The sequence below is a fragment of the Achromobacter sp. D7-1 genome (genome assembly GCF_059760445.1).
In genome coordinates, this window is the sequence record NZ_JCBAMT010000008.1 from 66841 (window position 1) to 91048 (window position 24208).

At 67.7% G+C, this 24208-nt stretch carries 24 protein-coding genes; 9 read left to right on the top strand and 15 right to left on the bottom strand.

What is annotated here, in order from left to right; genetic code table 11:
- Positions 1-21: 21 nt before the first annotated feature.
- From AC6LKD_RS05635 to AC6LKD_RS05645, 3 genes are all read left to right on the top strand, one after another.
- Positions 22-1551 (top strand): PepSY domain-containing protein, encoded by a 1530-nt coding sequence (locus AC6LKD_RS05635; RefSeq protein WP_498115486.1) that lies wholly within the window; start codon positions 22-24, stop codon positions 1549-1551.
- 72 nt (positions 1552-1623) lie between these two features.
- Positions 1624-2052 carry an arsenate reductase (glutaredoxin) gene (gene arsC, locus AC6LKD_RS05640; protein WP_013395845.1) on the top strand — a complete coding sequence of 143 codons (429 nt, stop codon included), beginning with the start codon at positions 1624-1626 and terminating at the stop codon, positions 2050-2052.
- Positions 2053-2144: 92 nt separating this feature from the next.
- Entirely contained in the window at positions 2145-2750 is a 606-nt protein-coding gene (locus tag AC6LKD_RS05645) for a phosphatase PAP2 family protein (protein WP_492274507.1), read from the top strand.
- Positions 2751-2763: 13 nt separating this feature from the next.
- Here the strand turns inward: AC6LKD_RS05645 and AC6LKD_RS05650 are convergent, their stop codons facing one another.
- From AC6LKD_RS05650 to ogt, 4 genes are all read right to left on the bottom strand, one after another.
- A complete protein-coding gene (locus tag AC6LKD_RS05650; RefSeq protein WP_498115487.1) occupies positions 2764-3744 on the bottom strand; it encodes a Bug family tripartite tricarboxylate transporter substrate binding protein in 981 nt (326 codons plus the stop codon).
- Between the two features lie 108 nt (positions 3745-3852).
- Positions 3853-4938 carry a tartrate dehydrogenase gene (locus AC6LKD_RS05655; RefSeq protein WP_498115488.1) on the bottom strand — a complete coding sequence of 362 codons (1086 nt, stop codon included), beginning with the start codon at positions 4936-4938 and terminating at the stop codon, positions 3853-3855.
- A 207-nt stretch (positions 4939-5145) separates the two neighbouring features.
- Complete coding sequence (locus AC6LKD_RS05660; protein WP_013395849.1) at positions 5146-6111, bottom strand: DUF3829 domain-containing protein; 966 nt, start codon at positions 6109-6111, stop codon at positions 5146-5148.
- A 73-nt stretch (positions 6112-6184) separates the two neighbouring features.
- Positions 6185-6733 (bottom strand): methylated-DNA--[protein]-cysteine S-methyltransferase, encoded by a 549-nt coding sequence (gene ogt, locus AC6LKD_RS05665; protein ID WP_498115489.1) that lies wholly within the window; start codon positions 6731-6733, stop codon positions 6185-6187.
- Positions 6734-6882: 149 nt separating this feature from the next.
- Between ogt and AC6LKD_RS05670 the strand changes: the two genes are divergently transcribed.
- Complete coding sequence (locus AC6LKD_RS05670; protein ID WP_498115490.1) at positions 6883-8328, top strand: AlkA N-terminal domain-containing protein; 1446 nt, start codon at positions 6883-6885, stop codon at positions 8326-8328.
- A gap of 13 nt (positions 8329-8341) precedes the next feature.
- Here AC6LKD_RS05670 and AC6LKD_RS05675 read toward each other — a convergent pair whose 3' ends face one another.
- The 9 genes from AC6LKD_RS05675 to AC6LKD_RS05715 form a co-directional block, all read right to left on the bottom strand.
- Complete coding sequence (locus AC6LKD_RS05675) at positions 8342-9247, bottom strand: LysR family transcriptional regulator (RefSeq protein WP_013395852.1); 906 nt, start codon at positions 9245-9247, stop codon at positions 8342-8344.
- 49 nt (positions 9248-9296) lie between these two features.
- Complete coding sequence (locus tag AC6LKD_RS05680) at positions 9297-9779, bottom strand: YajQ family cyclic di-GMP-binding protein (RefSeq protein WP_013395853.1); 483 nt, start codon at positions 9777-9779, stop codon at positions 9297-9299.
- Between the two features lie 79 nt (positions 9780-9858).
- On the bottom strand, positions 9859-10647 hold the full coding sequence (locus tag AC6LKD_RS05685) for a heme ABC transporter ATP-binding protein (protein WP_498115491.1): 789 nt from the start codon (positions 10645-10647) through the stop codon (positions 9859-9861).
- Positions 10644-11642 carry a FecCD family ABC transporter permease gene (locus tag AC6LKD_RS05690; protein ID WP_498115492.1) on the bottom strand — a complete coding sequence of 333 codons (999 nt, stop codon included), beginning with the start codon at positions 11640-11642 and terminating at the stop codon, positions 10644-10646. Before AC6LKD_RS05690 ends, AC6LKD_RS05685 begins: the two co-directional genes overlap by 4 nt.
- Positions 11626-12459, bottom strand: coding sequence for a heme/hemin ABC transporter substrate-binding protein (locus AC6LKD_RS05695; protein ID WP_498115493.1), 834 nt, complete (start codon positions 12457-12459; stop codon positions 11626-11628). The genes AC6LKD_RS05690 and AC6LKD_RS05695 overlap by 17 nt, the downstream gene beginning before the upstream one ends.
- 18 nt (positions 12460-12477) lie before the next feature.
- Entirely contained in the window at positions 12478-13524 is a 1047-nt protein-coding gene (locus tag AC6LKD_RS05700; protein WP_498115494.1) for a hemin-degrading factor, read from the bottom strand.
- A gap of 81 nt (positions 13525-13605) precedes the next feature.
- Positions 13606-16161 carry a TonB-dependent receptor gene (locus AC6LKD_RS05705; RefSeq protein WP_498115495.1) on the bottom strand — a complete coding sequence of 852 codons (2556 nt, stop codon included), beginning with the start codon at positions 16159-16161 and terminating at the stop codon, positions 13606-13608.
- Between the two features lie 175 nt (positions 16162-16336).
- A complete protein-coding gene (locus tag AC6LKD_RS05710) occupies positions 16337-17350 on the bottom strand; it encodes a FecR domain-containing protein (protein ID WP_498115496.1) in 1014 nt (337 codons plus the stop codon).
- Positions 17329-17838, bottom strand: coding sequence for a sigma-70 family RNA polymerase sigma factor (locus tag AC6LKD_RS05715; protein WP_492274496.1), 510 nt, complete (start codon positions 17836-17838; stop codon positions 17329-17331). The genes AC6LKD_RS05710 and AC6LKD_RS05715 overlap by 22 nt, the downstream gene beginning before the upstream one ends.
- Before the next feature lie 136 nt (positions 17839-17974).
- Between AC6LKD_RS05715 and AC6LKD_RS05720 the strand changes: the two genes are divergently transcribed.
- The 4 genes from AC6LKD_RS05720 to AC6LKD_RS05735 all read left to right on the top strand — a co-directional run bounded on the left by AC6LKD_RS05720 (position 17975) and on the right by AC6LKD_RS05735 (position 20774).
- Entirely contained in the window at positions 17975-18442 is a 468-nt protein-coding gene (locus AC6LKD_RS05720) for a CopD family protein (RefSeq protein ID WP_013395861.1), read from the top strand.
- A gap of 143 nt (positions 18443-18585) precedes the next feature.
- Complete coding sequence (locus AC6LKD_RS05725; RefSeq protein ID WP_013395862.1) at positions 18586-19446, top strand: hypothetical protein; 861 nt, start codon at positions 18586-18588, stop codon at positions 19444-19446.
- Between the two features lie 155 nt (positions 19447-19601).
- Entirely contained in the window at positions 19602-20291 is a 690-nt protein-coding gene (locus AC6LKD_RS05730; RefSeq protein WP_498115497.1) for a helix-turn-helix transcriptional regulator, read from the top strand.
- 69 nt (positions 20292-20360) lie between these two features.
- Complete coding sequence (locus AC6LKD_RS05735) at positions 20361-20774, top strand: VOC family protein (protein ID WP_013395864.1); 414 nt, start codon at positions 20361-20363, stop codon at positions 20772-20774.
- Between the two features lie 80 nt (positions 20775-20854).
- On the opposite strand, the gene AC6LKD_RS05740 is transcribed toward AC6LKD_RS05735, so the two are convergent.
- Both AC6LKD_RS05740 and kynU read right to left on the bottom strand, forming a co-directional pair.
- On the bottom strand, positions 20855-22261 hold the full coding sequence (locus tag AC6LKD_RS05740; protein WP_498115498.1) for an amino acid permease: 1407 nt from the start codon (positions 22259-22261) through the stop codon (positions 20855-20857).
- Between the two features lie 77 nt (positions 22262-22338).
- Entirely contained in the window at positions 22339-23589 is a 1251-nt protein-coding gene (kynU, locus tag AC6LKD_RS05745) for a kynureninase (RefSeq protein ID WP_498115499.1), read from the bottom strand.
- Between the two features lie 138 nt (positions 23590-23727).
- Between kynU and AC6LKD_RS05750 the strand changes: the two genes are divergently transcribed.
- Complete coding sequence (locus AC6LKD_RS05750) at positions 23728-24201, top strand: Lrp/AsnC family transcriptional regulator (RefSeq protein ID WP_013395867.1); 474 nt, start codon at positions 23728-23730, stop codon at positions 24199-24201.
- Positions 24202-24208: the final 7 nt, after the last annotated feature.

The window sequence follows — 24208 nt, forward strand, 5'->3', positions numbered from 1 at the left end:
GGCGCGCCGGGACAGACCGCCATGAACACGACACTCCCCTCCCCGTCCCGGCATCGCGCCGGTCCGCCGCTGTCGGCGCGCGCCAAGCGCTGGCTGTACCTGATCCATCGCTGGACGGGCATCGTGCTGTGCTTGTTCTTCGCCATGTGGTTCATCTCCGGCGTGGTGATGATGTACGTGGGCTATCCCAAGCTCACGCCGCAGGAACGCCTGGCGCACCTGCCCGCGCTGGACACCGCCGCGATTGCCGTGACGCCCGCGCAGGCGTTGACAGCCGCGGGAGCCAAGGACTCCGCTGGCCTGGTGCTGGCTGCGGCCCGCGGTGGCGCACCGGTCTATCTGGTTCCGACCGAGACGCGCCGCGCGCCCAAGGTGGTGGACGCCGCCAGCGGCGCGCTGCTGCCCCCAGCCGATGCCGCGACCGCGCTAGCCACGGCCCGCGCCTGGTCGGGCGGCCAGTATGCCGCCCATTACCAAGGCACGGTCGACGAGGACGCCTATACCCATTCGCGCGCGCTCGGTCCCGACCGGCCGCTGCACCGGGTGGACCTGGACGATCCGGCGCGCACGCGGCTCTACGTCTCGTCCGCCACGGGCATGGTGGTGCTGGACGCCACCCGCGCCGAACGCGTCTGGAACTACGCGGGCGCCTGGATCCACTGGCTGTATCCGTTCCGCGGCAACGCGCTGGACGGTTGGTGGCACGACATCGTGGTGTGGCTGTCGGTGGCCGGCGTATTGCTGGCAGTGACGGGGACGGTGGTCGGTATCCTGCGCTGGCGCTTTTCGCGGCCCTATGCCAGCGGCAGCCGCTCGCCCTACCGCGAGAACATCATGCGCTGGCACCACTGGAGCGGCCTGCTGTTCGCGGCCATCACCATCACCTGGATCTTCAGTGGGCTGATGTCGATGAACCCGTGGAAGCTGTTCAGCAGCGGCGCCCCACCCCTGGCCCAGGCAGCCTATGCCGGCGCGCCGGGCGCCAGCCTGGCCGCGCCCGGCGAGCTGATCGCGGCCCTGCCCGCCACGCCGCGCGAACTGCGCTGGGCCCGCGCCGACGGCCAGGACGTGGTGCTGGCGCGCAGCGCCGCCGGCGCCCCCATGGTGCTGTCGGCCCGCGATGCGCAACCCCATGCGTTCGACCGGGCGGCCCTGCGCGCCGCCGCCGCCCGGCTGGTTCCCGGCGCGCGGCTCGCCAGCGCCGAAACACTGGAGGCCTACGACTTCTACTACTACGCCCGCGACGAGCACGCGATGCTGGGCCATGTCGAAAAGCCCTTGCCTGTGTGGCGCCTGGCCTATGACGATCCCCAAGCGACCTGGGTCTATCTGGACCCGCGCACGGGACAGATCGTCAGCCGGCAGGACAGCGGTTCGCGCGCGAGCCGCTGGCTGTTCGCCTTCCTGCATAGCTGGGACTGGACCGGCCTCTTGTCGCGCCGCCCGCTATGGGACGCCCTGCTGGTATTCCTGAGCCTGGGCGGCGCGGCGCTCAGCCTGACCGGCGCGGTGATAGGCTGGCGGCGGCTGGGCAAGAAGCTGCGGGCCTGAAGCGCTAGCGCCAATGCACTATGCTCACAGCCTTGCATGACGCATGACGACACACCGGAAAGAGGAGCTTCCATGTCCGACGTAACCATCTACCACAACCCCAAGTGCGGCACCTCGCGCAACACCCTGGCCATGATCCGCAACGCCGGCATCGAACCCGAAGTGGTGCTGTACCTGGAAACGCCGCCCTCGCGCGCCGCCCTTAAGGCACTGTTCAAGAAGGCTGGCGTCAGCGTGCGCGAGGCCCTGCGCGAGAAAGGCACGCCTTACCAGGAACTGGGCCTGGACGACGCCTCGCTCTCTGACGACGCGCTGCTGGACGCGATCGAACAGCACCCCATCCTGCTGAACCGTCCCTTTGTCTCGACGCCGCTGGGCGCACGCCTGTGCCGTCCCTCCGAACTGGTGCTGGATCTCCTGCCGGCGCCGCAGCAAGGCGCGTTCAGCAAGGAAGACGGCGAAGCCGTGATCGACGCGCAGGGCAAACGCATCCAGAAGTAAAAGGACGCAGTCCGGCGCCTTTTTGCAAGCGGACTGAAGGCTGGGTTCTTTACCATCGCGGCAATCGCTTTATTACGCCGCAATGACCAGTCATGAATTCTCTCGAAGGCCTCAACCAGTCCCTTTTTCTTTGGATCAACGCCGATCCGGCCACCCCTGTCTGGCAGATCCACGCCGCCATGCTGGTGGCCAACCGGCTGATCCTGCTGGTGCCGGCCGTCCTGGCCGCCCTGTGGCTGTGGGGCGGCCGGCCACAGCGCGACCTGGCGCTGAAGGCGCTGGCCGGCATTGCCGTGGCGCTGTTCGCCAGCTATCTGTGCGGCGCCCTGTGGCCGCATGCCCGGCCCTTCGTCATGGGCCTGGGACATGCGTTCTTTCCCCACAAGGCGACGTCCTCGTTCCCCAGCAACCACACCATCATCATCGCCACGCTGGCATGCACGCTGATCCACGATCGGCGCTGGGCCGGCTGGGGCTGGCTGACACTGGCCGCGGCCGTCCTGGTGGGCGCGTCGCGCGTCTACCTGGGCGTGCACTTCCCGCTGGACATCTTGGGCGGGCTCTTGCTGGCGCCTGTGGCCGCCGGACTCGCCGCGATCGCATGGAGCCGCTATGGCGAGCCCCTCACGGGCGTGGCGCAAAGCCTGTACCGCAAGGTGTTGGCGCTGCCGATCGCGCGCGGCTGGATCCGCGCCTGAACGGACGCCGCGTTCAGTTGATCGCTACCTTGGTGTCCTTGACCAGCTTGGCGTAGTTCTCGGTGTCGGCGCCGATACGCGCCTTCATCTCGGCCGCCGTGTCGCCGATCGGCACCGCGCCAATCTCTGCCATCCGCCGCGAGAAGTCGGGCGAACGGATGATCTTGACCATCTCGGCATTCAGGCGCGCCACCACGTCCGCGGGCGTCGCCGCCGGCGCCAGCACACCGAACCAGGTCCCCATGTTGAAGGGCTTGAGGCCGGCCTCCTCCATGGTGGGCACGTCGGGCAGCGCGGCCGAGCGCTGATTGGTGGTGACAGCCAGCGCGCGCAGCTTGCCGCTCTGGATGTGCGCAAGCACCGGCGTCACGGTATCGAAGGACATGTCGATCTGGCCGCCCAGCAGGTCGGTGGTCAAGGGGCCGCTGCCCTTGTAAGGGACGTGCAGCAGCTGCACATGCCCTTCCTTTTCGAACTGCGCGCCGATCAGGTGTTGTCCCGTGCCCATGCCGTTTGAGCCATAGGTCAGCTTGCCCGGCTGGCCTTGCGCCAGCTTCAGCAGGGCCTGCACGTTCTGCGCCGGCAGCTTGGGATTGACCACCAGCACGTTGGGCACCAGGGCCACCGTGGTCACCGGCGCGAAATCCTTCTGGAAGTCGTAATGCAGGCTCTTGTAGACGCTGGTGGCGATGGTGTGGTGCACGGCGCCCATCAGCAGCGTGTAGCCGTCGGGCGCGGCCTTGGCCACGTAGTCGGCGCCCAGCGTCGAGCCCGCGCCGGGCTTGTTCTCCACCACCACCGGCTGGCCCAAGCTCTTGGCCAGTTCCTGGCCCAGCGCGCGCGCCAGCACATCGGTGGTGCCGCCGGCCGGAAACGGCACGACCAGGTTCACGGGCCGGACCGGATAGCTCTGTGCCTGCGCGCCGCCGGCCAAGGACAGGCCGGCCAGGCAGGCCAGCGCCAGGACGCGCGCGGATATCGTTCTCTTGTGCATGCTTGTCTCCTCGGTACGAATGGAATTCGCTTCTTGTCGTGGAGCCCGGAGCCGGCCTGAGGTCTAGCGCCCCGGTCCCGCTACGGGCCTGCTTCGTGCCTGTTCCGTCTACGCGGCCCGGGCCCTGGCCGCGGCCGCCAGCTTGGCGCAGACCGCCGCCGTGACCTGCGCGGTAGTGGCGGTTCCGCCCAGGTCGCCCGTATGCAGCGAGGGATCGGCGGTCACGCTTTCGATCGCCTGCATCAGCCGCGCGGCGGCCTGCGTTTCGCCCAGGTGCTCCAGCAGCATGACCACGGACCAGAACGTGCCGACCGGATTGGCCAGCCCCTTGCCCATGATGTCGAAGGCCGAACCGTGGATCGGTTCGAACATGGACGGATAACGGCGTTCGGGATCGATGTTGCCGGTGGGCGCGATGCCCAGGCTGCCGGCCAGCGCCGCCGCCAGGTCGCTGAGGATGTCGGCATGCAGGTTGGTGGCGACGATAGTGTCCAGCGTAGCGGGACGGTTCACCATGCGGGCGGTGGCGGCGTCGACCAGTTCCTTGTCCCAGGTCACGTCCGGGAACTCGCGGCTGACCTCCACGGCGATCTCGTCCCACATCACCATGGCGTGGCGCTGCGCGTTGGACTTGGTCACCACCGTGAGCAGCTTGCGCGGACGGGATTGCGCCAGCTTGAAGGCGAAGCGCAGGATGCGCTCGACGCCGGCGCGGGTCATGATGGAGACGTCGGTCGCGGCTTCCAGCGGGTGGCCCTGGTGCACCCGGCCGCCCACGCCGGAGTATTCGCCTTCGGAGTTCTCGCGCACGATGACCCAGTCCAGCTGGCCCGGTGTGCAGCGTTTGAGCGGCGCGTCTATGCCCGGCAGGATGCGCGTCGGGCGCACGTTGGCGTATTGGTCGAAGCCCTGGCAGATCTTCAGCCGCAGGCCCCACAGGGTGATGTGGTCGGGGATGTGCGGGTCGCCCGCCGAACCGAACAGGATGGCATCCTTGCCGCGCAGCGCGTCCAGGCCGTCGGCCGGCATCATGACGCCGTGCTGGCGGTAATAATCGCCGCCCCAGTCGAAATTCTCGAATTCGAAGCTCAGGCCGCCGTCCCGGGCCAGTTCCTGCATGATGCGCTGTCCGGCGGGAATCACTTCCTTGCCGATGCCGTCGCCGGGGATGGTTGCGATGCGATAGGTCTTCATGGGCCGACTGGGCTCCTTGCTGGTGAGATGCTGTCGGCACTGTACTGACGCCCGAGGGCGGCGGGCGCAGTGGAATTCAAAACATCTTTTACCTGGAGTTGAAGGTGGAATGCGCAGGCGCCGATTTGAACGCGCAAATAAAACAGCGCCCGCATGGGGCGCTGTTTCGGGCTGCGGCCATGTCGCGGCCGCTGGCGGGCGCTGCCGTCAGCAGCGGCCGACGTTCAAGGTAGAGATCATGTTGTTGAAGTTCTGGCGCAGGCTGCCGGCGTCCATCTCGATGGTGAGGCGGATCATCTTGAATGCGCCAGTGCGCGCCGCTTCTTCCTTGTAGCGGCCGCTGCTGGTGTTTTCAAGGATCTTGCGGCCGGAAGCCAGGAAGCTGTTGACGTTCATCATCATGCTGGAGCAGCCCTTGGGATCGGCCTCGCGGGTCTTCTTGTCAAAGCCCAGCGCCATCTCGTTCATCTTGTCCAGCTCCTGCTTGAACGCCTCCTGGTCGGCGCCCAGGCCCGTGCCGTCGAACACGCCCGACGCCTTGTCCATCGTGGCCTTGCCGTAATAGACCAGGCCGGCGCGGTAATAGGCGACAGTGTCCTTCTCGGCCTTCTCGAACGCTGCCTTGGTATTGGCCGTGTCCCTGATGGAAATGCCGCGATAGAAGCCGTTTTCGGCCTTCACCACTTCGGTCAGCGCCGCGACGTAGGCCGGACTCTTCTCGCGGGCCAGCGCGCCGTTGTCCGACAGGAAAGTCTTGGCTGCCGCGTAGTTCTGCAATTCGTTGCTCAGCGGCGCCAGCTTGCCCAGCGCGTCCGAAAATTCCTTGGCAGGCGCATCGATCTCGGCAATCGGCGTCTTCATCGCCAGCGCGCCGTCGAGTTTTTCCTTGGTGCGCAGGATGCTGGAATCGTTGCTGATGGAGAAATCCTTGAGCGGCTTGCCATCCTTCAGCGCCGGGACGACACGCGTCTGGTAGCGGTCCAGCGCCTCTTCGAAAGTCGTGGAGAGGCCATTGGCGGTGTCGACGTACTGGTTGTACTTGATGATCTCGGCCTGGGCGGTGGTCGGCTCGGACGCTTTCGCTTCCTTCTTGGCGCTATCGTCGCCACACGCGGCAAGCGCCAGCGTGACGGCCAGAACGGCGGACATGCGCAAGGGGCGCGGCATAAACATCTTTGTTTCCTGTTGCGGGTTGCTCTGAAGGGGACGGATGATATGCCTTTCAGATGCTTAACACGCTACAAATCTATTCAGCCCTGTCACAAGAATTTTCAAGCCATCTCTGCTCGTGATCCAGCAGCCAGCGCTTGCGATGCAGCCCCCCGCCATAACCGGTCAGGGAAGCATCCGCGCCCACGACCCGGTGGCAAGGCACCACGATGCCGATGGGATTCGCCCCATTGGCCGCTCCCACCGCGCGCACGGCGGCGGGTCGCGCGATGCGCTGCGCCAGGGCGCCATAGCTGACCGATTGGCCGCCCGACACTTCCCGCAAGGCCCGCCACACCTCGCGCTGAAAATCGGTGCCGCCGGTGGCCACGTCCAAGGTGTCGATGGCGCGCACGTCGCCGTCGAAATAGTCCAGCAGCGCGCGCCGCGCGGGCGAGGCCTGGGCGGCATCGCGCAGTTCCACGATCTGGTTGCGGTACTGCCTGCGCAGCAGCAGATGCATGCGCGATTCGTAGTCTTCCCAGTCCACCGCCCGCAAGCGCTGCTGCTCGTCGCTCAGGACCAGCATCAGGCCGATGGGCGTGGGAACGCGTTCAAGAAAGAAAGCCTGGGTTCGGGCGGACATGGGGCTGGCTCCTGCGGCGGTGATCGATGGGTGCAATATAGGCGCGGACGCGAAACTTGCGCTGGCGGTTTTCGGACAGGAATGCCGCATCCACAACACTGTCCGAAAACCGCTAGATCCGGCGCCCGCAGCGGCGGTAGCATGATCCCATGGACCTGAACCACGACGCCTGCTACAGCGCCATCCAAGTGCGCGACGCCCGTTACGACGGCCGCTTTTTCACCGCCGTGAAGACCACGCGCATCTATTGCCGCCCGGTCTGTCCGGCGCGCACGCCGCTGTCGAAGAACGTGGCGTTCTACGCCACCGCGGCGGCGGCGCAGGAGGCCGGCTACCACCCCTGCCTGCGCTGCCGCCCGGAAACCGCTCCCGAACTGGGACCTGGACATGAACTGCCGGACAGCGTGGCGCGCGCGCTGCAACTGATCGAACTGGGCGCATTGGACGAAGATGGCGTGGACGTGCTGGCGCAGCGCCTGGGCGTGGGCGAACGCCAGTTGCGGCGCCAGTTCCGCCAGCACCTGGGCGCCTCGCCCGTGGCCGTGGCCCAAACGCGGCGCGTGCTGCTGGCCAAGCAGCTGATCCACGAAACCCGGCTGCCGATGGCGGAAATTGCCTTCGCCTCGGGCTTTGGCAGCATCCGCCGCTTCAACGAGATCTTCCACGACCTGTTCGCGCGCGCGCCCGGAGACCTGCGGCGTTCCGGCAAGCCCGAGGTGTCCGCGGCGCAAGAAGGCGAGATCAAGCTGCTGCTGCGCTACCGTCCGCCCTACGACTGGGACGCGATGCTGGGCTTCCTGCGGCTGCGTGCGATCCCCGGCATCGAGCAGGTCACGGAGGACAGCTATGCGCGCACCGTCCTGCTCGACGGCCACCAGGGCACGGTGACGGTGCGCCCGGGCCGCGGCGATGCGCTCGAAGCCACGGTGCGCTTTCCCCGGCTGCAGGCGCTGCCGGCCATCATCGCGCGCCTGCGCCGCGTCTTCGACCTGGCCAGCGATCCAGTCGCCATCGCCGCGCAATTCGCCAGCGACCCTATCATGACCGAGCTGATCCGAGCGCGGCCCGGCCTGCGCGTGCCCGGGGCCTGGGACGGCTTCGAGCTGGCCATGCGCGCCGTGCTGGGCCAGCAGATCACGGTGGTCGCGGCCATCCGCCTGGCCGGCAAGTTGGTGGCCACGCACGGCGCGGCGATGGCGCGTCCCGAAGGCGGGCTGACGCATGTGTTTCCCTTGCCCGAAGCCGTGGCGGCCGCCGAGCTGGCGCCGCTGGGCATGCCGCGCAGCCGCGCGGCGACCTTGTCGGCGGTGGCCGCGGCGGCGGTGGCGGATAAACATCTATTCGATGCGGCCGGCGGCCTGGAGGACGCGGTGCGCCGGCTGCGCACCATACGCGGCGTGGGTGAATGGACGGCGCAATACATCGCCCTGCGCCAGTTGCGCGAGCCGGATGCGTTCCCGTCCGCCGACATTGGGTTGATACGGGCGCTGGAGAAACTGGAATCACGAGCCTACACGCCCGTGCAATTGTTGGCCCGCGCCGAGACGTGGCGGCCCTGGCGCGCCTACGCGGCGCAGCACCTGTGGTCGGCCTGAGCCGGGCCGGCCATCACCACCGGCTGTCCGCGCCCTTCCTGAAATACGCCACCAGGAAGTCCACGAACACGCGCACCTTGGCGGACAGGTGGTGCCTTTCCGGAAAGACCGCGTAGATGTCGGCTTGCGGCAAGGCGTAGTCTTCCAGCACCTGCACCAGCCTGCCGCTGCGCAGATAGCGGGCCAGGTCCCATTCGGCGCGCTGCAGGATGCCCAGGCCGGCCAGGCCCCAGGTCAGCGTCACTTCGCCGTCGTTGCTGCTGAGATTGCCGCGCACCTTCACGGTCTCGCTGCGGCGGCCCTTGGTGAAACGCCACAAGCCGTACGCGGCTTCATTCTGCCGCAGCACGATGCACTGGTGCCGCGCCAGATCGTGCGGCGTGACGGGAACGCCATGGGTCTTCAGGTAGCCCGGCGATGCGCAGACCAGACGCCGGTTGGGCGCGATCTTGCGGGCGATGAGGCGGGTGTCGGGCAGGTCGCCGAAGCGCACCGCCACGTCGAAGGCGTCCTGCACGAAATCCGCCGGGCTGTCGGTCAGCTGCAATTGCAGCGACACCTCGGGATAGGCTTGGGCAAATTCCGCAATCGCGGGCGCGATGTAGCTGCGGCCGAAACCCAGCGGCGCGTTGACCTTGAGCAAGCCGCGCGGACTGTCCTGGCGGCTGGCGATCAACTGGTCCAGGTCCTCGATCTCGCCCAGGATGCGGCGGGCGTTTTCCAGGTAGACCTCGCCTTCGGCGGTCAGGCTCAGGCGCCGCGTGCTGCGATTGACCAGCCGCACGCCCAGCCGCGCCTCGATCTGGGCCAGCCGCTTGCTGACCGCGGCCGGCGTGACGCCGAGCTCGCGGGCGGCAGCGGACATGCCGCCGGCGCGCACCAGTTCGACCACCAGCTGCAACTCATTGGAATGTCCCATGGCCCCCCTCGAGGTCGGCAGGGCGCCGCGCGCCCTGGCGCGGGGCGGATCAGTCGCGGAAGTTCTCGAACTGCAGCGGCAGGTCGACGTCGGTCTTCTTCAGCAGCGCGATGGCGGTCTGCAGGTCGTCGCGCTTCTTGCCGCTGATGCGCAGCTTGTCGCCGTTGATCTGCGATTCCACCTTGAGCTTGGCGTTCTTGATGGCGGCGATCAGCTTCTTGGCCACCGGCTGCTCGATGCCCTGCTTGATGGTGACCTTCTGGCGCGCGCCGCCCAGGTTTTCGAGGGGATCGGCCACATCCAGGCAGCGCACGTCGATGCCGCGCGCCGACAGGCGGCCGCGCAGGATGTCCAGCATCTGCTTGAGCTGGAACGCGCTGGAAGCGACCTGGGTCACGACAAATTCGTCGAGTTCGAACTTGGCCTCGGTGCCCTTGAAATCGAAGCGGGTGGCCAGTTCGCGGTTGGCTTGGTCGACAGCGTTGGAGAGTTCGTGTTTGTCGACTTCGGAGACGACGTCAAAAGTAGGCATGACACGGGATCCTGTTGGGTAGATGTTGAAAAAGGCGAATACAAGCGTATCGCCTATTTTACCGACCCCACAGCCCGCGTCACGCCATCAGCACCAGGAGGCGGCCGGCTTGCAGGGGATGCGGAATCACCTGGGCGTCGATGCCGTAAGCCAGATACAGATTGGCCGGCGTCAGGACCTCCGCCGGCGTGCCTTGCGCGATACCGCGCCCGCCGCAAAGCAGCAGCAGGCGGTCGCACCAGCGCGCGGCCAGGTTCATGTCGTGCAGGATCACCAGTACGCCCGTATGGGCGCTGTGGGCCAGCTCCCAGGCGCGGCGCAGCAAATCGCCCTGATGCTTGGGATCCAGGCTGGCGGTGGGTTCGTCCAGCAACAGGTAGCGCGGCTCGCCCTGTCCGCGCGCGGCATGGCACTGGACCAGCACGCGCGCGAATTGCACGCGCTGCTGTTCGCCGCCGGACAACTCCGGATAGCGCCGGCCCGCCAGATGCGCCGCGTCGGCCTGGCCCAGCGCCTGCGTCACGAATTCGTCCACCGCCTGCGGCGGCAACTCCGGGAACGGATAGGCGCCCATGGCGACCACCTCGCGCACGCTCAGGTCGAAAGTCAGCCCGGGCTTTTGCGGCAGCACGGCGCGCTGGCGCGCCTGCTGCCGGTGCGGCAGCGCGGCCAGCGGGGTCGCGCTCAGGCTCAGCTGGCCGGCATCGGGCGTCAGTTCCGACGAGAGCGCGCCCAGCAAGGTGGATTTGCCGGCGCCGTTGGCGCCCAGCAAGCCCACGACCTCTCCCGGCCGGATGTCCAGCGACACATCGGTCAGGATGCGCGCGCCGCCGCGGCTCACGGTCAGGTTCTGTGCGGAAAGCGTCATCCGATCCTCCGTCCGCGCGCCAGCAGCCACAGGAAGAACGGTCCGCCGACCAGGCCGGTCACCAGGCCGATAGGCAGTTCCACCGGCACGACCACGGTGCGCGCCAGCCAATCGGCGAGTATCAGCGCCAGCCCTCCCGCCAGAATGGTGGCGGGCAGCAGCCAGCGGTGGTTGGCGCCCAGCGTCATGCGGACCAAATGCGGCACCACCAGCCCGACGAAGACGATGGTCCCCGTGGCGGCGACCAGCGGCCCGACGATCAGCGCGCTGGCCAGCACCAGCCTGGCCCGCACGCGCTTGAGCGTGTAGCCCAGGTGCTGGGCTTCGCGCTCGCCCAGCAGCAAGGCGTTCATGACGCGCCATTGGCTCGTCAGCCACAGGCTGACCAGCAGCACCCATGGCCCCAGGAACGACAGCACTTTCCAGTTCGCGCCGCCCAGGCTGCCCATGTTCCAGAAGGTCAGGTCGCGCAGTTGCGCGTCGGTGGCAACGAAGGTGAACAGGCCGATCAGGCTGAACGCCATGGCCGTGATGGCCACGCCCGCCAGCAGCAGCCCGGCCACGCCCGGCACGCGCCGGCCGACCGCATAGGCGCAGAGCGTGGCGACCAGGCTGCCGGCGAAGGCCGAAGGCGCGGTGATCCAGAAGCCGCCGGATGTCAGCACAATGGCGGCCACCGCGCCCAGCGCGCCGCCAGCCGATATGCCGATCAGCCCGGGTTCGGCCAGCGGATTGCGGAACAGCGCCTGCATGGCCGCGCCGGATACCGCCAGTCCGGCGCCCGCCACCAGCGCGAACAGGACGCGCGGCAGGCGGATGTCGATCAGCACATTGCGCCACAAGGCGTTTTCCGGCGTCGGCGCGTCCCACAGCAGGGAGGGCAGCTCGCGCAAAGGAATCGCCACCGCGCCGTTGGCGGTGGCGGCCACCACCGCGACCGCCAAGGCCACGGCGAGCAAGCCCAATGCCAGCGGCGCGCTAACGCGCCATGACATGCGCGACCTCCTGCTTGAGCTGGGTCAGCGCCAGCGGCAGGCGCGGCCCCATGCCCAGGATGAGCAGGTCGTCCATGACCACGATCCGCCGCTTTGCGGCGGCCTGGGTGGACGCGATACCGGGCATGCGCAGGAAGGCTTCCATGCCGCCGCCCGCGTCCAGCGACGCCTGCGTGACCACGATCAGGTCAGGTGCGAGCGCGCCCAAGGCTTCGGCCGACAGGGGCTTGTAGCCCTGCTGGTCTTGCAGCACGTTCACCAGCCCCGCCAGATGCATGACTTCGTTGGCGGCGGTGTCGCGGCCAGCGCCTTGCGGCGAGCCCGTGCGGTTGATCAGCAGCAGGGCCCGCGCGCGCGTCGCGGGCACCGCCTCGGCGCGCGCGAGTTCGCGCGTGACCTCTGCCACCATGCGTTCGCCCGCGGGCGCAACGCCCAACGCGTCGGCAATGCCGCGGATGCGCGACTTGAGCGAGTCCACCGACGGCGCGTCCGACACGGTGACGACCCGCAAGCCGACGTCCGCCAGGCGCTTGAGCGCGTCCGGCGGCCCGGCCTGCTCAGACGCCAGCACCAGGTCGGGCTTGAGCGACAGCACGCCTTCCACCGGCACGGCCCGGTAGTAGCCGACGCGCGGCAGCTTGGTCGCGGCCTCGGGATAGAGGCTGGAGAGATCGTCTCCCACCAGCTTGTCGCCCTGCCCCAGCTGATACACGATTTCGGTCACGCTGCCGCCCAGGGTCACCACCCGGGTGGGCGGCGCGGCGTGCACGCTGAACGCCAAGGCCCAGCCTGCCGCCATTGCCAGCCATTTTTTCATCGCTACGTCCTTATGGAATCAGGCCGCCAGGGGCACACTGCACAGGCTGATCATCAGCTCACGCCAGCCGGCCAGCTCCGGCTTGCCCGGCTTGCGTTCGCCGAAGAACTGCGCGATCAGGTCGCCGGTGGCGGAATACAGCTCCAGCGAGGTGACCCAGCCGTCCGAGGTCGGCTTGTTCACCACCCAGGCCGAGGCGATGGCGGTGGTGTCCAGATGCAGGTTGAACTTCGGGTCCAGCACGTTGTACCAGGGGCCGGTGCGGCGCAATTGCTGCACCGGGCCGGTGTGGATCTGGATCATGCCCCGGTTGCCCACGAAACACATGATGGACAAGCCGGACTGCGCCGCGGATTCCAGCATGCGCTCGACGGCGTCGGCCGGCACCTGCTGCGCCAGGTCCTCGCCCGCGGCCACCAGCGCGGCCAGGCGCGACACCTTGAACTTGCGCAGCAAGGGGAAGAATTCGTGCGTGTCCTGCATGCCCAGCCAGGCCTCGCGCCATTGCGCGCTGTCCTCGACCCGGTCGGCGTCGGCGGCGGGCGCATAGGACTGGGTTTCCGGCCATTGCGCCTCGCCCGCGAACTTCGCGACCAGGGCGTCGTAGGCGGCCGCGTCGGTGGCCTCGGTGCGGTAGACCTTGTGCACCGCCACGCCCGCGCCGTCGAAGAACTGCAGGCTGTGGCGTCCGTCCTGCTCGACCGCCCAGGCCGACTTCCAGGACGTGAAGAAGACGCGCAGGTCGATGTCCGGTCCCAGCACCAGGCCTACCGGACCGTCGGCCTGGATGTCCTCATACACGCCGTGACGCTCGTGCACACACCAGTCGTTGCGCGTCAGCGCCATGACCGGACCCAGCGTGCCCAGTTCGCGGAAGATCTCCTGGGGCGTGCCGTGCAGGGCCGCGGCTTTTAGGCCGCCGCATTCCGCCGCCACCCATTCGGCTTCGGACACGCCCAGCGCCTGCGCCAGGTTGCGGGCGCGCAGCTTGGGTTGCGAGGCCGCCAGCGCGTCATTGCGGGCGCGCAGTTCCTGGGCGCGGGACGTGAAATCGGTATTGCTCATCGTGAGGCCCTCCGGCCGTTGCTAAGGTTTGCGTAGACCGCCGCCGCTCCAGTATCGACCGGACCGGCGGCGGGGTCTGGATCAATACTGGTATGTCAGTGAGACGCGCAGGCTGCGTCCCGGTTCCGTGTACCAATCGACCGGACGCGGAATGGCGATGGCGCCGGCGGTCGGCACATTGATGGCCTCCCAGTACTTCTTGTCGAACAGGTTGAAAACGCCTGCCTGCACCTGCAGCCCCTTCACCGCGGCCGGACGCCAGTAGCCCATCAGGTCCACCACGCCATAGCCGGGCGCCTGGAAGTCGGCATTGCGCGCCGTGGCCGTGGGCTCGGGGTACTCGACCTTGTTGCGCTTCAAGGCGGTGGTCAACATCGCGTCCACGCCCCACACGTCGCGGCCGTAGCCCAGGCCCAGCACCGCCTTCAACGGCGCCACCGAGTTCAAGTACTGCCCCGTCCCTTCATCCTTGCCCACGGCCCACGCCAGCGAGCCCCAGGTGCGCCAGCCCGGCGAGAACTTCCATTGCGCGCTGGCTTCGGCGCCGTAGATGCGCACCTTGGCGCGGTTGACGTTGCCGGTCACGCCCAAGGGATACTGGCCGGCCCAGCCCGGCTGCCACTGCGGCGACGATGCGTTCAGCGGCACGTCGCCGTCGATGAAGTTCTGGTAGCGGTTGTCGAACAACGATACCGCGCCGCCCAGGGAATCGGAACCGATCTTGGCGCCCAGCTCCCAGCCCTTGCTGGTTTCGGGCTTCAGATAGGGATTGCCTACGCGCAGGTAGGTGCCGGGGCCGCCGTAGTTGGTGTAGAGCTGCGTCGGGCTGGGCGCCTTGAAGCCGTAGGCGTACTGGGCGTAGAGGCTGAGTTCTTCCGCGGCCTTCCAGGTGGCCAGCAGCTTGGGCGAGAAGCGGCTGCCGCTGTTGGACGGCGGCAGCGCGCCCGCATTCGGGTTGCTTTCGTAGCTGGCCGTGGACTGCGGCTTCTGCTCGTAGTGGTCGTAGCGCAGCGCCGGCATGATGGTGTAGCGGCCGTCTGCGAAGCTGAATTCGTCCTGCACCCACAGGGCCCATTGATTGCCCTTGGACTGCGGCACGTCGGCCTGGTTGGTGTGCAGCATGTCGCACAGGCGCGGGCCCATGGGCGCCGGCGTGCCGGAGGGAATCGCGGGGCAATTGTCGTAGCCGCTGGAGTACTGCTCGGTCTTGTTGCCGTACCATTCCGCGCCCGCTGTCCAGAGCTGCGACACGGTCGCGCCGGCCAGGCGTTTCGTGACTTCGGCATTGGCGCCGAACATGGTCTGGCGAATGGAATTGCTGCGGCCATAGGGGCCGCTGGGATAGCCGTAATAGTAGGGATCGCCGGGCCTGGCATAGGCGCGGGAATCGACGCTGCGCACGCCGCTCAGCGAGCTGTCCAGCTGCAGGCGCTGCCAATAGACGACCGCGGTGGCCGTGTCGATCAGGCGGCCCTCGCCGGGCGCCTTGTACGAGTAATCGAAGGACACGCGCTGGCGCTCGGTTTCCTTGCGCGTGCTGTTCTCGCCGTAGAGATAGCTGGTGCCCGTGCCCTGCTCGAACATATTGTCGATGTCGGCATTGCGCTTGAAGTACTCACCTGTCAGGCCGAAGCGATGGCCGCCTTCGACGCGCTGCTGCAACTTCAGCAGGAAGCTGCGTTGATCGTAGTCTTCGGGGCTGGGCTCGCTGCGCTTGGAACCGTAGCCGCCCACGTCGGCGCGGTTGTCCAATGCGTGGCCGTTGCGCGCGCCGGCCTGCACCAGCCAGAACGTGTTGCTGTGGATCTGGCCGGCCAACGCGGCGTTGGCGCCCCAGCTGCTGTCGGCCGTGTCGTAATCGGTCTTGGCCAGCGCGCCGAAAGTCTTGCCGTCGGCCAGCAGGTCCGAAGGTTGCAGCGTGTACAGGTCGGCAATGCCGGAAATCGCGCCGGAGCCGCCGCCGCTGGCGTCGGCGCCTCGCACGATGTCCAGCCGCGACAGGCTGTTGAAGTCCACCGCCTCCAGGCCGCCCTTCAGGCCGCGCGCGCCGTCGTCCAGCCACGGCAGGCGGATGCCGTCCACGCGCGTCAGCACGCGGTCCTGGTCCAGGCCGCGGATGTTGATGCTGTTGCTCGTGCGGTTGAAATTCACGCCGGGTTCGGCGCGCTTGCCGAAGTCGCTCCAGTTCCTGACTTGCAGCTCATCCAGGCGCTTGCGGTCGGTGCTGGTTTCCCAGGCTGGCGCGACCGGCGCACCGTCGCCATCCACCTGGACCGGCGCCAGCTGCGTCACGTCCGCGGCCGTCACCGCCTGCAGCACATAGACCCGGGCGCTGCGCTCCTGCACGCCCAGGCCGCTGCCGGCCAGCAAGCGCGCGAAGCCTTCATTCACGGAATAGACGCCATCGAGACCCGCCGTGCGGCGCTGTCCCACCAGTGCCGCATCGAACAGCACGGTCACGCCCGCGCTGTCGGCAAAGCGCGGCAGCGCCTCGGCCAGCGCGCCCGCGGGAATGCGATAGCCGCGCGCCTGCGTCTGCTGCGCGGGCTGGGCCCATGCGCCGCTTGCAGGCAGCAGGGCGGCGGACAGCGCGGTCAACGCCAGCGCGGCATGCACGGCGGCTGCGACGCGGGTCATGCGGCATTGCAGGCCTCGGGCGGGTCGGGAGCCGCTTGCGCGGCCGGCGGGTAGATAAGCCATGGTCGTCCTTTCGATCCAAACGGTGGCGGCATTCGTTTGCCTCTACTGACCATGACCCTCGTGAAATCCGAATCGGACAGCTGGCCCTCCAGTTTTTTGTAACAGCGCGGATTCAGGCCTCGGCGGCCGCGCGCGCGGTGATCGTCACCCAGTACGGCGTGCGGTAGCGCACCTGCACCGGCAAGGTCGCGGGCAGCGCCGCCAGGACCGCATCGGTGTCGCGCACCTGGAACGCGCCCGAGATGCGCAGGTGCGCGGCTTCGGGATCGCAACGCAAAATGCCGGGGCGGTAGCGGCCCAGTTCTGCCGCGAAGGCGTCCAGGCGCATGCGCTGGGCGTACAGCACGCCGCGCTGCCAGTCGCTGGCGTGCGGATCGGCGGCGGACGGCGGCGACACGCCCCCGGCCGTCAGGCTGCTCTGTTCGCCAGCCTCCAGGCTGACCAGGCCGCGCGGCTGCGCGGCGCTGCCAACGCGAACCCGCCCTTCCTGCACGCTGACCCGGCACAGCCCGCCTTCCTGGCGCACACAGAAGCGCGAGGCCTGCGCCTCGATATCGCCCAGGCTGGTGCGCACCACGAACGGGCGCGCCTGCGGCGCCGTGTCGGCCACGGCGTGCACCGCGATCTCGCCCGCGCGCAGGCGCAGCAGGCGGGCGGTGGAACTGAACATCACGTCGACGGCGCTGGCCGTGTTCAGCAGCAGCGTGGAGCCGTCCGCCAAGGCCACTTCGCGCCGCTCGCCCGGCGCGCTGCGATAGTCCGCGGTCCAGTCCAGCGGATCGGCGCGCCAGGCGGCCCAGCCCACGGGCCCGGCCACCACCAGCGCCACCAGCGTCTTGAGCGCGGCGCGGCGGTTCCTGAGTTCGGGCCGGTTCAAGGTCGCCATGCCCAGCGCCGCCGGAATCAGCCCGAAACGCTCGTTCACGCGTTGCGCGCGCTGCCAGGCATGCTCGTGCTCGGCCTTGCTGGCGCGCCACAGTGCACAGGCGCGCTGGTCGGCATCGGTGGCGCGGTCGGAACTCAGCCGCAGCAGCCAGCGCGCGGCCTCGCGTGCCACGCCGCGTTCGACGGCGGGCAGCTCGGGCGCCGCTTCGGCCGGCGCGCTCAGATCGATGCCATGATGCATTGCTCGAATCCCTTGGCGATGTAGCGGTGGACAGTGCGCAGCGATATGTCGAGGCGGGCGGCGATCTCGCCATGGCTCAGGCCTTCGAGCTGCGCCATCAGGAATGCCTGGCGGGCCGGCAGCGACAGGCCCGCCAACATCTCGTCGATTTCCTGCAGCGTTTCCAGGATGATCAGGCGCTGCTCGGCCGAGGGCGCCAGGGCCTCCGGCATCAGCGCCAGGGCTTCCAGGTAGGCCTGCTCCACCGAACGCCGCCGGTGGTGGTTGAGCAGCAGGCGCTTGGCGATGGTGGTCAGATAGGCGCGCGGCTCGCGCAGGACGTCCAGTTCATGGCGGTGGCGCAGCACCCGCACGAATGTGTCCTGCGCCAGGTCGGCCGCGTCGAAGCTGTTGCCCAGCTTGGCGCGCAGCCAGCCGTGCAGCCACCCATGGTGAGCGCGATACAACAAATGGACGTTGTCGCTGGCGGCGACCGCAGGATTCGGCACGGAGGACTCCCTGAACTAACAATCACAAATAGAAATCAATCTCATTCTAAATGCAAAACCATGATTCCGGTCAAGTCCGCGCGCCGCGCTTGACGGGGATATGATGGGGACGGATTCCTCCCTACAGGCCTGCCTCATGTTCTACGCCGCGCTCAAATTCATCCACCTGATGGCCGTGATCCTCTGGGTCGGGGGCATGCTGTTTGCGCACTGTTTCCTGCGGCCGGCGGCCGCGCAGTTGGAACCGCCAGTCCGGCTGCGGCTGATGGCGTCGGTGCTGGGTCCGTTCCTGAATGCCGTGCTGGCGGCCATCCTGCTGATCCTGGCGACCGGCGCGGCGATGATCGGCCAGGAAGCCAGCCAGGCGGCGCAAACGGGCGGCGCTTTCTTCATGCCGCGCAGCTGGACCCTCATGGCCTCGGGCGGCCTGGTCATGACGGCCATCTACGCCTATATCCGCTTCGTGCTCTACCCGCAGCTGCGGGCGGCGGTCGCCGCATCCGCCTGGCCCCAGGGCGGGCAGGCCATGGCCGGCATACGCCGCTGGGTCGGCATCAACCTGCTGCTGGGCATCGCCATCGTGGCCATCGTCTTTCTGGTGTAGGCGGATATCAGCCGCCGGGCGCCAGCTATCGGGCATGCGCAGGCTGGTATCGGAATTCTTTTGCTTGGTGCAATACGCAGTACATCCGCGCTGGCCACACTGCGGGTGACTCTCGCGGGCCTACACAAACAAAAGGAATCTCCATGATCAAGCGTGTCTTCCAACTGGCCGCCCTCGGCCTGTTCGCCTCCGCCTCGGCCGCGCACGCCGCGGCCCCCATCGACAACAGCGCCCTGGACAAACCGGAATTCCGCGAGCACAAGGCCACCTACGGCGTGGTCTACCGCCTGCCCCAGGACGTCAATGCCATCCTGGACGCCAAGATCAACGCCACACTGAAGGCCGACCTGCTCAAGCTGGGCCTGAAGACCGAAGCCGAAACGCCCAACATGCCGCACGTGACGGTGGTGCACATCCACAGCGCCGACCCGCAAACGCCCGCCCGTATGTTGAAGGCCCTGCCCAAGCCGCCGGCCCCGCTGCAGGTCACGCTGAAGAACTTCTATCCGACCGAAGCCGCCAAGGGCGCGGGCCACCCGTGGTGGCTGGACCTGGGCGTGGTCAAGAGCGGCCAGGGCTTCGAAGACATGATGCGCTACAACACCGTCGCCACCGCCGCCCTGGCGCCGCTGCGCGATGGCCCGCTGCCGCGCGTCACCGGTCCGGTCTACGCCAAGATGGGCGATGCCGGAAAGGACCTGGTCAAGACCATGGGCGTGAGCGGCGTGAACATCATGCAGGACGGCAAGGAAGTGCGCGCGCACAACCCGCACACCACGCTGGTCTACAGCATGGCCTTGTACGACACGCGCCTGCAGGACGCCATGAAGCAGGAGTCCGACAAGTTCAACGCCGTGCTGCCCGACGGCATCAACACCACCTTCAAGGACGTGTCCATCGTCGAGATCGGCTTCGCCGGCAACGTGGTGCGCGAGATCTACCGCGTCAGCCTGGAAGACGGCTCGGCCATCGACGTGGCCACGGGCAAGAAGGTCGGGTCCTAAACGCCAGCTGCGGGAGCGGCCTCGCCGTTCCCGCTATAAAGTTCCAACGTACCGACGGGCGGCGCGCAGCATGAAAGCGCGATCCGCTGATCGCTGCGGCCCCTGATGCTGCCATTTCGTGGCAGCATTATGGATCCGCCATCCCCGCCCGTCCCATGTCCCGCACCGAACGCCTCCTGGGCCTGCTGCAGACCTTGCGCTGCCATCGCCGCCCCGTCAGCGGCCGCCAGTTGGCCGCCGACCTCGGCGTCAGCATCCGCACGCTGTACCGCGACATCGCCACCCTGCAAGCGCAGGGCGCCGAGATCGAGGGCGAGCCGGGCGTGGGCTACGTGCTGCGCCCCGGCTTCATGCTGCCGCCGCTGATGTTCAGCACCGAGGAAATCGAAGCGCTGGTGCTGGGCACCCGCTGGGTGGCGGACCGCGCCGATCCGCGCCTGGCGCAGGCTGCGAGCAATGCGCTGGCCAAGATCGGGGCGGTGCTGCCGGGAGAGCTGCGCGACGGGCTGGATGCGATACCGCTGCTGGTCGGCCCCAGTTCGATGCGGGTGATAGATCGGGTGGACCTGGCGCTGATCCGCCACGCCATACGCTGCGAACAGAAAATCGACATCACCTACCGCGACGACAAGGGCGCCGATTCCACGCGGCTGATCTGGCCGTTTGCGCTGGGGTTCTTCGACAGTGTGCGCATCGTCATGGCCTGGTGCGAACTGCGCCAGGATTTCCGCCATTTCCGCACCGACCGCATCGCCACCTTGACGCCCGGCCCGCGCTATCCCAAGCGCCGGCATGCCCTGCTCAAAGAGTGGCGCGCGATCGAACATGCGCCCAAGAAATCCTGATGCAAGCTACTGCCAAAAACTGACAGTACCCCTGTCTAAGATGAGCGCGTCTACCACCCGGAGCGCATCATGTCAGACACCAATTTCGTCATTTTCTACGTCGAAAAGCCCGCCGCCAGCGCCGCGTTCTATAGCGCCCTGCTGCAGCGTCCGCCCGTCGAAAGCTCCCCGACCTTCGCGCTGTTCAGGCTGGATTCCGGCCTGATGCTGGGCCTGTGGTCGCGCTATACCGTGGAACCGGCCGCCGCCGGCCGCGGCGGCGCGACCGAACTGGCCTTCACCGTGCCCGACGCACAGGCGCTGGACCGCCGCCATGTGGACTGGAGCCTGCGCGGCCTGCCCATCCTGCAAGCGCCCACCGACATGGATTTCGGCCGCACCTTCGTGGCGCTGGACCCCGACGGCCACCGGCTGCGCGTGTTCGCGCCGGCGCCGCAGGAACAGGCCGCGGAGCAGCACGCGCCCGCCATGGCCAGTGCCTGAAGCGCGCATATGAAACGGGGGCCTGAGGCTCCCGCCTCAGCCCCCAATTCAGGCTTGCGCCCGAACCCGGCGCGGCAACATCAGGAACGCTGATCGCGCGGGGTCAGCGCCACGGTTTCGCCGCGTCGGCGGAACAGCACCTGGTACAGCACGGCCAGCACCAGCAGGAACGGCACGCCGAACACCAGCGTCATCTTGAAGACGCTGGTGAAGTAGGTGGTGGCCAGAATGGCCAGCATCGCGCCCGCGCCCAGCAGGGTCAGCACCGGAAAGCCCGGCATGCGGAACGACAGCTTGCCCCCGCCTTCGCGTGCCCAGCGGCGGCGAAAGCAGTAGTGGGTCACGAAGATCATCATCCAGGTGAACAGCGCCCCGAACATCGAAATCGCCATCATCAGCGTGAACGAGGTCTCGGGGTACAGCACGTTCAGCACCGCGGCGATGGCGATGCCGCTGGTCGACAGCAGCAAGGCGTTCAGCGGCGTGCCGTTGCGGCTCAGCCGGCCGAAGGCGGATGGCGCATGGCCGGCGCGCGACAGGCTGAACATCATGCGGGTGGTGATGTACAGCTGGCTGTTCATGGCCGACAGCGCCGCCACCAGCACGATGAAGTTGATGACGCCCGCGGCCCCCGGAATCTCCAGCGCCTGCATCACCTTGACGAAGGGACTGCCGCCCTTGCCGGCCTCGTCCCAGGGCACGATGGCCAGGATCAACGCCAGCGTCAGCAGGTAGAACACCACCAGCCGGACGATGGTGGCGCGGAAGGCCTGCTTGACCGCGCGCTCGGGATCTTCGGCCTCGCCCGCCGCCACCGCAATCATCTCCACGCTGAGGTAGCTGAAGATCGAGATGACTACCGCGATCCACATGCCCCAGACGCCGTTCGGGAAGAAGCCTCCGTGCGAGGTGTACAGCGCCGTGCCGTACTGCGGATTGCCCCAGACCACATAGGCGCCCAGGATGATGAAGGCCACGATGGCGGTGATCTTGATGGTGGAGAACCAGTATTCGACCGTGCCGAAGGTCTTGACGCTCATGGCGTTGATGAAGATCAGCACCGCCGAGAACAGGCAGACCCACTGCCAGCCCGGCACGTCCGGGAACCAGAACTTCATGTACTCCGCCACGGCGGTGACTTCCGTGCCCACCGCCAGCACCACGCAGGACCAGTACGCATAGCGCACCAGAAAGCCCGCCAGCGGGCCGACGTAGTGCTCGGCGTAGGCGCCGAACGAGCCCGAGGTGGAATGCGCCACCGTCATTTCCGCCAGGCAGCCCATCAGCAGCAGCGTGATCAGGCCGCCGATGGCGTAGCTGATGATGACGCTGGGTCCGGCGAAGCCGATGGCGAACTTGCTGCCCAGGAACAACCCCGTGCCTATGGCGCCGCCAATGGCGATCATGCTCATCTGGCCCGACGTCAGCCGCCGCTTCAGGCCCTGCTCGCGTTCGGCGATCTGGCCGAATCCTTTCTGTTGTTGCATTTGTCTCCTCCAGGTCCTGCGCTCTCTTGTGGATGTAGGGCCGGTTCGGCCCGCGCAATACGGCTGCGTCGCGGCGCTCAGGTCACGGCGGCGCGGTGCTTGAATTCCGGTTTGTCCCAGGAACGCGTGTCCAGCACGTCCTTCAGGATGTCGACGGCGTCCCATACGTCGGCGTAGCCGAAGTACAGCGGCGTCAGGCCAAAGCGCAGCACCTCGGGCTCGCGGTAGTCGCCGATCACGCCGCGCGCGATCAGCGCCTGCATTACCTCGAAGCCGTTGGGATGGCGGAAGCTGACGTGGCTGCCGCGGTCGGCGTGCTTGCGCGGCGTCACCAGCGTAAGGGGGTGCTCGGCGCAGCGTTCTTCGACCAACGCGATGAACAGGTCGCCCAAAGCCAGCGACTTGTTGCGCACCTCGGCCATGTCAGCGGCATGCGCCACGTCCAGACCGCATTCCACCAGCGACAGCGACACGATGGGTTGGGTGCCGCACAGATAGCGGCGCACGCCGCCCGCCGGCTCGTAGGCCACGGCCATATCGAACGGCCGCGTGTGGCCCCACCAGCCGGACAGCGGCTGCCAGAAATCCTTGGTGTGGCGCGGCGCCACCCAGATGAAGGCGGGCGAGCCCGGGCCGCCGTTCAGGTACTTATAGGTGCAGCCCACGGCGAAGTCGGCGTTGGCGCCGTTCAGGTCCACCGGCACCGCGCCCGCGGCGTGCGCCAGGTCCCAGATGGCCAGCGCGCCGCGCTCGTGCGCCAGCGCAGTCACGGCGGCCATGTCGTGCATCTGGCCGCTGCGGTAGTTCACGTGCGACAGCAGCATCACCGCCACGGACTCGTCCAGCGCCTTTTCCAGGGGCAGTTCGTCGTCGATCAGGCGCATTTCGTAGCCCTGCTGCAGCAGGTCGATCATGCCCTGAATCATGTAGAGATCGGTGGGGAAGTTGTCGCGTTCGGACAGGATGACGCGGCGCTGCGGGTGCTGGTGCTGCTGGATGCGCAGGGCGGCGGCCAGCGCCTTGAAGATGTTCAGCGAGGTCGTGTCGGTCACGACCAGCTCGCCTTCGCGCGCGCCCAGCAGGCGGCCCAGCTTGTCGCCCAGGCGGGCGGGCAGTTCGAACCAGCCGGCGGTGTTCCAGCTGCGGATCAGGCCCGTGCCCCATTCCTGGCCGATCACGGCGGCGGCGCGGGCGGCGGCGTCCTTGGGCAGCACACCCAGGGAATTGCCGTCCATGTAGAGCACGCCGGGCGGCAGGTCGAAACGGTCTTTGAGGGGCGCCAGGGGGTCCTGGCGGTCGGCGTTGACGCAGGCGTCGCGGGTGTTCATTTTCTGCTCCAAGAGGCTATATTCTGGGTACATACTATCAGCGCGATCGGGCTGATAAATTGCAAAATCAGGCGCGGAATACCCTAGGTTTCCGCATTGAATTGCACGTAATCCGTATTTTTGGAATTTGATTGCACCATGCAGATCGACGCCATAGACCAGCGCATTCTTTACCGGCTGCAGGAAGACGGCCACCTCAGCAACCAGGACCTGGCCGAGCAGGTGGCGTTGTCGCCCTCGGCCTGCCTGCGGCGGGTGCGCGCCCTGGAGGAAAGCGGACTGATCCGCAACTATCGCGCCGTGCTGGACGCGGAAAAGCTGGGTTTCGAGCTGGAGGCCATCGTCCATGTGTCGCTGGACCAGTCGCGCCCGGGCTGGCACGAGGAGTTCCTGGCCGGCATCGCGCTGCATGACGAGATCACCGAGGCCAGCATCGTGACCGGCGCGTCCAACTACATCCTGACAGTGAGCACGCGCAATCTGAAGGCGTTCTCACTGTTCGTCGAAGACAAGCTCAGCAAGATCCCGGGCGTGCGGAATCTGTCCTCGCATATCGTCATGCGCAAAGTGAAGAACCGCGGCGGCATGCTGCCGCTGGCCAGTTGGCGCTAGGGCCCGA